This is a genomic window from Enterocloster sp. OA13 (genome assembly GCF_022440595.1).
In the GTDB taxonomy this organism is placed as follows: Bacteria; Bacillota; Clostridia; order Lachnospirales; family Lachnospiraceae; genus Enterocloster; species Enterocloster hominis.
In genome coordinates, this window is record NZ_JAKNTF010000001.1 from 4966062 (window position 1) to 4977883 (window position 11822).

The window sequence follows — 11822 nt, forward strand, 5'->3', positions numbered from 1 at the left end:
GAACAGGTGCCCTTCCTCCCTCACCGTCCCTCTTTATCCAGGAGGCGAGTATATGGAATATCGGTTCCGTCCATGGTTCTTAGATTCATACAACGCCTTATCGGCATTCCGGTACAGTTCATCGAATGTCGTTCCATGCGCCGGAGACAGCGCAATCCCAATGCTGATGGAAACAGAACCAGGGTCTTTTCCAAAGGAAAAGGAGTGGTTAAACAGCTCACCCAGCCGGGCCGCTATTTCCATTACCTGTTCAACGGAGGGAACATCATCCATGAAGACCACAAACTCATCCCCGCCCAGGCGTCCGGCCACATCGCAGGGACGGACCTGTTCCCTGAGCAGGGCCGAGGCATCCGAGAGGACTTCATCCCCCCGCTGATGGCCGAAGGTATCGTTGACCCATTTAAAATTGTCAATGTCAATCAGCAGGAAGGCATGATTCTGGTCCGGACCGCAGTGCTTAAGATGCGACTCTACCAATTGCTGAACCGTACCGCGGTTCGGCAGGCCGGTGAGGGCGTCTGTTTCCGCGCGTTTCTGCATCTGGGCAGCTGCCCGCTTATCCTCATCAATATCAATAATAATCCCCACCACCTGCTTCTGCCTTTTATCACTGCCATGGATGACCGTCATACGGGTCCGGCACCAGATCAGCCGGCCCTGTCCAGCACGAAAGCGGTATTCTATCACGACATAGGATTCACCGGCTTTCAGCCTGCTGACAGCCTCATCCACAATAGGGCGGTCTTCTTCAAAAACCCGGTCATATATCTGCGCAGGAGGCGGGAAGCCGAATTTACTTTCGAAAACAGGGGAAAAGTGGATGCTTCCATCCCCCAGGTTCCAGGTGAAAATGATATCCTGGGCCTGTTCAGCAATGATCCGGTACCTCTCCGCATTGATAAGCGACTCCTCCTCCGCCCGCCTGCTTTCAGTAATGTCAATAAGCACGCACTGCACAGAGTTTTTCTCTTCCAGACCGCCGGGCACCCGTGCCGCACTGGCCCGCATCCAGCGCACCTTTCCGGCCTTCGTGAGGATGCGGTAGTCCAGGGAGGGGCAATCCCTCCTGCTGGCAACAAAACTTTTTACCCGGTCAAGTACCATCTCCCTGTCCTCCGGGAGAATGATACGGGTATAACGCCGGTGAATCCCTTCACCGTTGAATTCATCTTCCGGGTACCCGGCCAGGCGGTAAAATCCCTCGTTGGCATAATCGATATAAATGTCGTCATCCACATGCAGCCGGACCACGCCTCCAGGGATACTGTTGGTAAGGGCCGCCAGCCTGCGCTCCGACCGTTCCAACAGGGTGGAGTCCAGGACAATGATATCAATATATATCTGGTCCCCGGCCTGCTCAACCTTTGAGCAATAGGCTGTATTCTGCGAAACGTCCCCATTTTTCATACGGATGCGGTAATCCACACTGACGGCACTGTTGTTCCTGATTAGTTTATCAATAGCTGCATTGACCTTAGGGAGGTCCTCCTCCAGGACAAAATTTAAGGCATTTCCATAAATCGGCGCCTGTCCGCATTCCTCCCTGCTGTAGCCGGTCAGGGCATAATACCTGTCTGTTGCCATCACGATACGGTTGTTGTCAGACAGGCAGAGACGCGCCACACCGCCGGGAATGGTGTTCATCAGGTTACCCATCTTGCGCCGCATCCCTTCAGCGTCCCAGGCTGCTTCCATCCGCTGCGTATCATCCAGCAGGTACAGGAGCAGACAGGATCCCCACGGGGAGTGAGGCAGCCTGCCTGCAAATGCCCTGACCCACATCAGGCCGCCATCCCTTTTCATGATACGGAAGCCAAGTTCCGTTTCGCTGATGGCTTTGGCCTGTCCAGACATGCTGGCATTGGACTGCGCCGTAATGAAGGCTTTGACACATTCCCGGTCCTGCGGAAAAACAATCATATCCAGACATCGGTGGTGACAGCTGACTTGAATCTCCTCCCGCCCATAACCTGCCATATCAAATATACAGCCGCCGGCAAATAAAATATCCCGGCTTTCAAAACTGATTCCAACCAGACCACCCGGAACCATGTCCATTATTGAGTCCAGGATCCCGCCTGCATATTTTTTCTCAAGTCCTCCCGGAAAACCTGATATGCTGTGATGTTCATCCATACCTTCTCATCTCCAAATCCTGGCCATCATCCAATGCCCAACCGTATAGTTTAACAGCCCCTGTGTGGGAGCAAGCCGTCTTGCCGGCCACTGCGGCTTATCTGCATCGTCCCGTTTGAGGACAGCTGGTCATGCACTTCCCTGCAGGACCCTGATCAGAAACCATATCGGGGGACGCCAAACGGACGCCCCCTTCCAAATCCCAGACATATAAATTATCAATATGGAATAATGATACCGTCATACATATATCCCCTTCCCGGCCAGGTTGTATATCAGACAAGGCCATAGGAATATCCCCCATACCGCCCCGGCCTGGGCTTAGGAAAGCGTTCTTCCAAACGTCATCCGCTCGAACTCCTCCGGAGGTACCGGACGGGAAAATATATAACCCTGAAGCAGATCACAGGTAGTCCCTTTCAGGAAATCTTCCTGTGCATCTGTTTCCACGCCTTCTGCAACCGTAGTCATATTCAGCTTGGCCGCCAGTTCAATCACGGATGTTATTACATCTCGTTCCCTCGGATTGTCCATCTTTTCAGAACCAAAGAACGCCTGGTCCAGCTTAATGGAATCAATATCTATATCTTTCAGCACATTGAGCGAGGAATAGCCGCTGCCAAAATCATCCATGGAACAGCGGTAACCGCATTTATGAAATGCATCAATAACCTGCATCAGCACATCCGGGTTCCCAAACACCAGTGTCTCCGTCAGTTCGATTTCCAGCAGGTCTGCCGGGACGCCGTACCGCTCACGGATTTCCTCATACCGCTTTAAGAAATCCCGGTCAGACAGATGGGCACGGGACATATTCACGGAAACCGGCACCGGATTTTCGCCATGATCAATCCATTTGCGGAGCAGGGCGCACACACGCTCAAACACATAGAGGTCCAGCTTAACAATGAACATGTTCTTTTCAAACAGGGGGATAAAATCCTTGGGCGGGATTAATCCTCTCTCCGGGTCAAGCCACCGCACCAGCGCTTCCGCTCCTGCGATGGACTGGCTGCGCAGGGACTGCTTCGGCTGAAGGTAGACGACAAACTGTTCTTTTTCAAGTGCATCACGCATCCGGTTTTCAATTTCTTTCTCCTGCATCAGCCGCAGCTGATCCAGCTCAGAGTAAAACATGCAGAGACACAGCTTTGCATCCGCTGTCCTGATGATGTTCTCCCGGGCCACGTTTGCCCGGTCCTGGATCTGCATGATTGGCAGTTTTGGGTCCTCCACATAGTAGACTCCCGCTGTCAGCGAAAGGATATATTTCTCCTCCGCATCCTTGTTAAAATGATTGACCTTCTCGGCAATGGAGTTTAAGCGTGCCTCCATTTCCTGTTTTGGGGAGGCCTTGAGCAAAAGGCTGTAGTTGTCCGCAGAGGTACGGCTCACATATTCCCCCTGCTCCAGGCAGCCGCGGATTACGTCATGTATGTATTTCAATGTCTGGTTTCCGCCTTCAATGCCAAACATCTCATTGAGAAGCTTGAATTTCTGCACATCCATCCAGACCAGGGCATAGGTGCCGGCCGGGGCCGCCCTGACCCCTTCCCCTGCCTTCAGTTCAAAGCAGGTGCGGTTGTAACCGCCTGTCACCGGGTCCGTGAACGCCAGCCGCTCCAGCTGCATGTTGGTTTCCTTCTGAAGTTCCCGCTGCCGCGTCAGGTCGGTAATATCGATGTATACAATCAGGTAGACCGGATCGCCGTCAATCCAATCAATACAGTCACCATTCAGCTGCAGCCAGACAGCATTTCCTTCCTTATCCCGCGCCTCCATGGTAAACCGGACCGGTTTTCCTCCTCGCATGGCGGGATAGCATTCCCTTAGCTCCGCCTCATTTTCAGGTGTGCTTAGGTTCGTCAGGGTATTCTGCTCCCGATGGCCAAAAAAACAAAGGAAACGTTCATTGGCATCCACAAGCTCTATCCTGCTTTCCCTAATCCTGAATTTTGCGATAAAACCAGGAATGCTGTTATAGGTAACGGTCTGTTCTTTCTGCATCCGTATGATATCGCTGACATCACTCATCACGGTATAGGCAATGTGATATCCGTCAACAACATCCTCCGTGTACGTCCCAACCAGCCGGACCCACATCATATGCCCATCCTTGTGTCGCATCCTTGTAATATGCTCGTAGCGCGGTTCACCGGCTTTTAGCGCCCCCATGGCAGCCGCCACAATCCCCTCCCAATCATTTGTATTGCTGCGGAAAAAGAGGTCGCATTGGTTATGGAACACAGCCTCATATTCTTCCTTTGGATACCCGATCAGGTCATAATAAAAATCGTTTGCCCACACAACTGTAAAATGGTCATCCAGCAGGTGTTTGCTCACACTGACGCGCATGGAAGTCATCAGCAGGTTATATTCATCGTCTTCCACAAAGTTTTTCCCCAACTGGCTTCGCCCGGACTGTTGCATTTTCCCATTCCCTCCTTTTACAATTGATGGTTCATAATGGTTATTCTTACATAAATAGCAGGGCGGAAGTACCGGCTTATTTCCCAGCATGCATTACCAAAAAAGTAAGCACGCCCGGCTTCCGGCACCCCCTGCCATCCACTGCCAGCCACTGCTTCAGGCAGTAAGCCATCCTGATATCCCAGAGGGATAGCAACAATGAAGGAACATTTTCCATATAAGCCCTTTACCTGGACCGCTATTCCCAAACGCGGCTTGCAAAACTGTTCTAAATATATTTTATTATGCTCAATTGATATTTTTCATTATAAGCGATGTCCAAAAATAATTCAAGAAAATAGTATCCATAATGATATGGAAATGATAAAATATAAAAATATGATAAACAATGTTTTTGGAAGGATGAAAAACCTTGGATGAATTAAATTTATACAATATGGCTTACAGACATCTGTTTAACTGCATTCATTTTGGCTTGTATCCTACTGGTTCGAGTCTTCCCACGGTACCTGAACTATGCAGGACCTTTAATGTTTCAAGCGCCACAATCCATAATGCGTTAAGGCTTCTTCAGGAAGACCATTATGTATCCCTGAGCCAGGGACGGAGTGCGATTGTAACTTATGATGTCAAAGAAGAGGCATGCAGGGCAGAATACAGGGCTTACAGCTATGCCACAAAAGCTGCACTCCTGGACCTGTGTGATGCCATGCTGCTGATCTGGCCGGATGTCATGCTGCAGGGCCTGAAACTATGTGATGATGATGATTTTAAAAAGCTCACTGAAATCTTTGAGCGGATGTCACCCTATAATGAATATCCGTTCTTCGAATTTTTCTTCCATATCCTGAAGGCCCTGGGAAATCCTCTGTTTCTCAACTTATATTTAAGCACAAGTTTCTTTGGGCACACTACAATCATGCACCTGGGGGATAAGGCATTTATTTATGGTTATATGACCTATTTAAAAAGGGAAACCGCACAGATACTTTTCCTGTGTAAGACGTCTGATTACGGACAGCTAAAAGATTTGCTGGTACGCCTGTACCAGAAACAGATTGAATGGGTACGCCTGTATCATGACTCGCTGCTTCCGCCTGAGCATCCGGTTGAACCAATTCCATATGAATGGAATTATTTCTCGGAGCGTCCGCTGGTCAATTTTAATCTGGCCATGAAACTTCTCCGGCAGATTTATTCGTCCTTTGGGAACCAGGAATTCCTTCCGTCATTTGCCTCCCTGGCGAAACAGTATTCTGCGCCATTAATAACGGTCCGCCGCGCCGTTAAGATACTCAGCGACATTGGGATTGTGGAGACCATCCCGGGAAAAGGGACACGCGTGCTGGTGGGACTGGATAATCCGGCGCCGATTTCCAAGTTTACCACACCCAATCTGAAAAAAGCCTTGCTCCAATATCTGCAGAGTGTGCAGGTCATCCTGGTAATCTGTAAGGATGTGGCACGGTCTGTTTTTCCTACGCTTACGGATAGTTCCATTCAAGGGGCGATATCCTGGCTGCGAAACATTCTTACTTCCAAGGATTACTACATGACCTTCGGCATCTGCTTCAGCCTGCTGAACGAGAATGCGCAGTCACCAGCTTTAAGGCAGATACTGGGCGGACTGATGCACTTTCAATATCTCGGTTATCCACTTAATGATCTGAAGCCCTATGATTTCAGGTTCGATTCCCAATCAACCTTAATCCTGCTGAAAAGCCTGGAAGAAAAAGATGCGGAGCTATTTGCAACAGAGCTGCAGCGCCTGGGCCTTGAGATTTTTAAGGCTGGGAAAGAGAAACTGATTGCTGGCGGTATTCATGAGGCTGATGCGATTATGCTGCCGTTACTTGATTAAGGGGTGGGGTGGTTATGGGAGTGGGGATGGGATGGGGAAAACTGGATAGCATCCAAAAAAAGCGTAAAGCCAATCCGGCTTTACGCTAAACTATCATACACATCCATTGATTACTATCCCACATGAACATTAATTACCCAAATGAATTTTTATCTTGAATACTCTTAATTACTACTTTTATGCGCTATTCCATCTTCAAACATTGGGTGGTCCTCGTTATCTATAAAAAAGTTCTTTATTCTGCGGGATTCTTTCAAACCATACTCCATTATTTTTGATTGCGCTGCTTGTCCTTGTACATAAGCTGATCCAGTTCATCTAACGCAGCATCAATTTGTTTACCAAGTTGACCGATTCCCATGCTAAAGGAAAGGTTTCCATGTTGGCGGTAGGCTACCTCATACCGGATCCGTGCCTGCTCTAGTGCTTCGGAAACGCCACCAGCAGTCTCTCCACTTTGGAAAATGGCAAGGAACTCATCACCACCCAGTCGGATCATCGCCATGACGCCAGACACCTGTTCCCGAATAAAGTTGACAAAATCACGCAGGACCTTATCCCCAATGAGATGCCCTTCAAGGTCATTAACAGCCTTAAAATGATCCAAATCAAAGACTGCTGCATAGTGTCCAAAAAATTGTTCTGAATGCATCTCCAGGTAGCGCCGGTTTTGTGCGCCGGTCAAACTATCCGTCAGCGCATTCTGCAGATTGAACATATCCTCCTGATAAAGCTCTGTCACATCATAGGCAACGGTAAATATATACTTCGCCCCATCAAGGGTTACCCAGTACTTCAGCGCATCAAAATACTGGGATGGTTCTTTGGTACCCACTGCCCCTTTAAATTCCAACAGCTTCTTGACACCGGTTCGGTTGCTCTGCTCCTTTTGCAGGTCAAGGCTTCCATCGTGGCACTGCATAAAGGTATCTGCCACATTTTCCGGTACAATTGCTGCCAGGTCTATATTGGTTTTTCCCAGCGAATCCACATCCGTATACTTTGCAATCCAGTCCCGGAAATTTTGATTCAAATATACGATTTGATGCTGCTCATTACGAAGGCTCAGGAAACCTGGATATGTCTCTGCCAAAACCTCTTCAAACATCCGCTTACTTCTCTTTTCCCAGTTCGGAACCATGGAATTCCCGCTCTTGGCCATGCGGCGCGGGGGTAACATGATTCGTGGTCCAAACACCGGATATTTCTGATCGAATGCTTTCTGTGGGATGGGCTTTGTAAAGTAATAGCCCTGTGCAAAGTCACACCCGATTTCACGCAGGAAGTTTACGTGCGGTTCCGTTTCCGCTCCTTCACACACAATCTGTACTCCCATAGTATGGGCCAATTCCACCGCACAGATGATAATCCCCTTTACCCTGTCATGTATGTCCGCTTCCTGCAAAAATACTTTATCTAATTTGATAATCCGCAGAGGAAGACTGCCCAGCAGATTCATATTGGAATAACCAGATCCAAAATCATCCATAGCAATGGGGAAACCCTCTTCATCCAGTCTGTTCAGCATTTGGAGAACTATATCCGCAATATCATTGAAGGCACTCTCTGTCACTTCAATTTCAATACAGTCATAGGGAATCGGGTATTGATCTACAATGCTGTGGAAGGTCTCGTAAAATGCCTGGTAATATAGGGTGACTCGTGAAAAATTGATTGAGATAGGAAACAGCTCCTGGCCTTGCTCCTGACGATTATGCAGATATCCGCAAACCTTTTTGAGCATATAGAAATCCAAGTCTGCAATGGAACCATTCTCCTCGAACAATGGGATGAATGAGTCGGGATACAAGGTGCCTTGTCCAGGCAGTTCCCATCGCACCAGCGCTTCAGCTCCAACGATTCTTAGATTGGACAGTTCCACTCTGGGTTGAAGATACAACCCAAACTCCTGATTGACAAGAGCATGCTGTAACTGCTCTTTTAATTTACGATCCTGAGTCAGCTTTTCCAGCAACTTCCCATCGTACCAGACCAGCGATTTATCAGCGGCTGCCTTTGCTGCCTTGTGTGCCATTTTAGCCTTATCCATAATGGTCTTAATCAGTTCCCCGTTGTTTTGAATCTGATAGGCCCCATAGGTAAAACCAACACCGCCAAAAGGCTCCAGAAATACCTGTGATTTTGTAGTATGCTCCAGTATATCCTGTAATTCAGGTATGATTGCTTCATTTGCTTCAGCCAGCAGGATAAAGTCGTCTGCGTCAAGACGGGCACATAGATAGTTCCCAGCTTTCCAGCTTTTTAACGCCGAAGCCAGGGCACATAGAAGCTGGTCCCCCTGGACATATCCAATTGAATCATTAATCATCTTAAAATTGTCAATATCGAATGCCACGATAACAAATCTGCTTTTGGCCTGTTGGCGCAGTAAATCCGTGGCAGCAGACTCAAAGCCGGCCCGATTCAAAAGGCTGGTCAGTTTATCTGTAGATACAGCCGTCTCTAATTTTCTTTGATTGCGCTTATTTACAATTAAGAAAACGACTATGGAGAGAAACAGAATGAAAAAGTACACCAAAATAAAACTGATTAGTTTGTGGTTTGAGTCTTGTTCTGCCTGCAGCACCAAACGGTCTGCCATTTCAAAGTGCTGCTGGCTTAAATCATACAGCCTTGTATCGGAGGTGTTCCCAGAACGTACAAAATTTATTTCATCTTTAATATTCTTCCAAATCCCATCCAATTCATTTAGCTGCTCCTGAAATTGCTTATTGTTATTCTTTGTAAGACCATATTCCCCCTTACCGGTTTGGAGATCATAAATGATTCCATCAAGACGCGCAATCAGCTCATCATCTGGCTTACCACTCATCTCTTCCTTCACCAGACGCTGCGTGGCACCGCGGACTAATCCAGCATAATTGATAATACGGGCATCACCTACATTCCATAAGAGCATCACTACCAAAAGCAGGACTGCAAGCAGCCACATCCCGGTATACAGTTGAAATCCCCGCTTCGTCTTCATTGTTTTAGTCTCCCCATCTTCCATATCGATTCAATCGCCGGTAACCGTATGACACAGCAATCGCAAAATACCGAATTTCCACGATATTAATGTTTTAATTGTAACCTGAATCCCAATACAAAGCAACAAAGTTTTGCCGCTCTTTCTACTAAAATCAGGGGTTATAATAGCCAATCCCCTCTGACCTTTGGGTAACCCAGGGTGTGTTTGAAGTAACAATAGGAGCTTTAAATCTGCGACAAAGACAGACTTAAAGCTCCTTTGCTATTTGATGCAATAATCATTCACTATCCAAAGTTCAGAAAGCCCTAATCCTGGGCGGAACCTACTATTTCTTAATCACTTTATACAATTCATAATCACACTAATCATCATTTCTTTTTCTTCTGGCTTTGATTCAGCAATCATAATTGTCAATGCCACCAGCGTATGATCAGCAATCACCTTTTCGCCATCCCGAAACAGCGCCTGATTCCTATCCATAAAATACAAGAAAATAGCAGCAGCAATCCTTTTATTCCCATCTGAAAAAGAATGATTCTTTGTAATAAAGTACAACAAATTTGCTGCCTTTTCTTCTAAAGATGCATAAACTTCCTGACCTGCAAAGGTCTGGTAAATTGCCCCAATACTTCCCTTAAAAGAATCATCCTTCTCATTGCCAAAAACATCACTGGAGCCTCCATAGCTCATACTGTCAATTAATTTTCTACATTCTTCGTAAGAAAGCAGATAAATAGTATTTCCGCCTTCCGGCCGCTTCATATTTTGGTGGTCATATGCGTCCAATAACTCCAGGGCTAAGCTATATTTTTCAATCACTGATAAAATCTGTTTTGCATCTAACTGTTCTTCTGAACGTTTCATAATCCGCACCACCTCTTTTAATTGATTCATGCGGTTATCATTGACTGCATAGCCTTTTACTATGTAATCGCGAAGAACTTTATTTGCCCATTTGCGGAATGCGATGCCACGTTTGGATTTTACTCTATATCCTACAGAAATAATAACATCCAAATTATAATGAGCAACCTGCCTCATTACGGATCTTTCCCCTTCTTTTTGAACTATCGCAAAATATGCGACAGTTGCGGTCTGATCCAGCAATTCCTCTTTCAAAGCGTTATTAATATGTTTTCCAATCGTTTTTACATCTCGCTCAAATAATTCGGCCATCTGATTTCGGTTTAACCAAACGGTATCCTGTTCCGGCGTCATGGGTACTTCTAACGCAACATTGCCATCTGTAAATAAAACAATTTCCTTCTTATCCATTAAATACCCCTGTCTTAACCCCTGTCTTAATTATTTTGCATGTCTAAAACATTTTTGAATCAATACCGTTGGTACATTTGGCATCTCCCTTTTTCAGTATAACAAATTATCAACTGTTTTTCATAAGCATCTATTTTCTTCACATTATCTTTTATGATATTTTCATCGTATTCCCTATTACACACAACGCTTCTTTCAATTTTCTTGATTAAAACTATTCGCAACCTCCTGGCTTTATGGTATAGCTAAAAAACAGATCAAAAAACAGCTATTTTTTGATCTATTTTTCCAAAGCCACTATATTTTGTGGTTTGGCTCTCTATTTCCCTTTCAAGCCACAATTCCGCATCATTATTACAGTCTCCACATGTGTTGAGGGTGTGAAAAAGATTCCCGGAAGGCGTGATTGAGCCTTGGCGGAAGCAGTTAATTATTAACGCTTAACTTTATCTGAGGCCAACTTAATTCGTGCTGTTTCCCACTTTATTAATTCATTTTTTGGATAACCTTTGTAGTAATCTATTATCTGATTTCCAATTATATCAATCTGTGTTGCAATATAATTTCTTACATATTGCATGATCTCTTGTAGCCTTGCTCCAGCCAAATAATAGTTTAATCTTGCTCTATTCCATACAACTGATGGTGGTCCAGAAAAAGTATTATCGGTTTCCGAATCAATCAATAAAAACGCAACTGCTTGTAGCATTCCATTTTCATCATGGTCAAAATGTTTATCTCGCATTTTTTCAAAATCAGTAAATTCTTCAAGTATTTGCTCGTTATTATCAAAAACTTGCTTCTTATCTAATTTGCCTCTCGAACTACTATATTTAAAACATTTCATACAATTATTTAATCCAGCAATAAAGAGTCCCTCATTTACGGTCACAGGTTTATCATTAGAAATACATTGTAAAAAATCAATTCCTCTTTCAATATCTGCTTTATGCAAGAACATATCAATAAACTGTTTTTTTAATAAATTATCATCAGGAATTTGGACTGAAACTGAGTTCGGTCCAAAAGGCCCTTTTACAATGAAACAACCATTTTCTCCGTCTGTAATAACCTCATAATCTATCATTCATAATACCTCCTTTGTATGGTCAATATATTTTTGAC

General features: G+C 45.7%; 6 protein-coding genes. 1 reads left to right on the top strand and 5 read right to left on the bottom strand.

All coding sequences use genetic code 11. From position 1 onward, the window contains the following. Positions 1-33: 33 nt before the first annotated feature. Entirely contained in the window at positions 34-2139 is a 2106-nt protein-coding gene (locus tag MCJ35_RS21960) for a diguanylate cyclase (protein ID WP_025485276.1), read from the bottom strand. Positions 2140-2460: 321 nt separating this feature from the next. Beyond that, entirely contained in the window at positions 2461-4569 is a 2109-nt protein-coding gene (locus MCJ35_RS21965; protein WP_025485275.1) for a putative bifunctional diguanylate cyclase/phosphodiesterase, read from the bottom strand. 412 nt (positions 4570-4981) lie between these two features. Here MCJ35_RS21965 and MCJ35_RS21970 point away from each other — a divergent pair, with 412 nt between their 5' ends. Continuing rightward, the gene (locus MCJ35_RS21970; RefSeq protein ID WP_008720238.1) at positions 4982-6430 is read left to right on the top strand and encodes a GntR family transcriptional regulator; all 1449 of its coding nucleotides are present in this window, start codon (positions 4982-4984) and stop codon (positions 6428-6430) included. Between the two features lie 268 nt (positions 6431-6698). Here MCJ35_RS21970 and MCJ35_RS21975 read toward each other — a convergent pair whose 3' ends face one another. From MCJ35_RS21975 to MCJ35_RS21985, 3 genes are all read right to left on the bottom strand, one after another. Next, positions 6699-9419 (bottom strand): EAL domain-containing protein, encoded by a 2721-nt coding sequence (locus MCJ35_RS21975; RefSeq protein WP_025485273.1) that lies wholly within the window; start codon positions 9417-9419, stop codon positions 6699-6701. A 339-nt stretch (positions 9420-9758) separates the two neighbouring features. Next, positions 9759-10697 (bottom strand): virulence RhuM family protein/type II toxin-antitoxin system death-on-curing family toxin, encoded by a 939-nt coding sequence (locus MCJ35_RS21980; RefSeq protein ID WP_025485272.1) that lies wholly within the window; start codon positions 10695-10697, stop codon positions 9759-9761. Between the two features lie 433 nt (positions 10698-11130). Next, on the bottom strand, positions 11131-11784 hold the full coding sequence (locus MCJ35_RS21985) for a hypothetical protein (RefSeq protein WP_025485271.1): 654 nt from the start codon (positions 11782-11784) through the stop codon (positions 11131-11133). Positions 11785-11822: the final 38 nt, after the last annotated feature.

Bases quoted from the DNA above. Each gene is read 5' to 3' on its own strand.
- MCJ35_RS21980 (WP_025485272.1), bottom strand. From the start codon at position 10,697: ATGGATAAGAAGGAAATTGTTTTATTTACAGATGGCAATGTTGCGTTA.
- MCJ35_RS21975 (WP_025485273.1), bottom strand. From the start codon at position 9,419: ATGAAGACGAAGCGGGGATTTCAACTGTATACCGGGATGTGGCTGCTT.
- MCJ35_RS21985 (WP_025485271.1), bottom strand. From the start codon at position 11,784: ATGATAGATTATGAGGTTATTACAGACGGAGAAAATGGTTGTTTCATT.
- MCJ35_RS21960 (WP_025485276.1), bottom strand. From the start codon at position 2,139: ATGGATGAACATCACAGCATATCAGGTTTTCCGGGAGGACTTGAGAAA.
- MCJ35_RS21965 (WP_025485275.1), bottom strand. From the start codon at position 4,569: ATGCAACAGTCCGGGCGAAGCCAGTTGGGGAAAAACTTTGTGGAAGAC.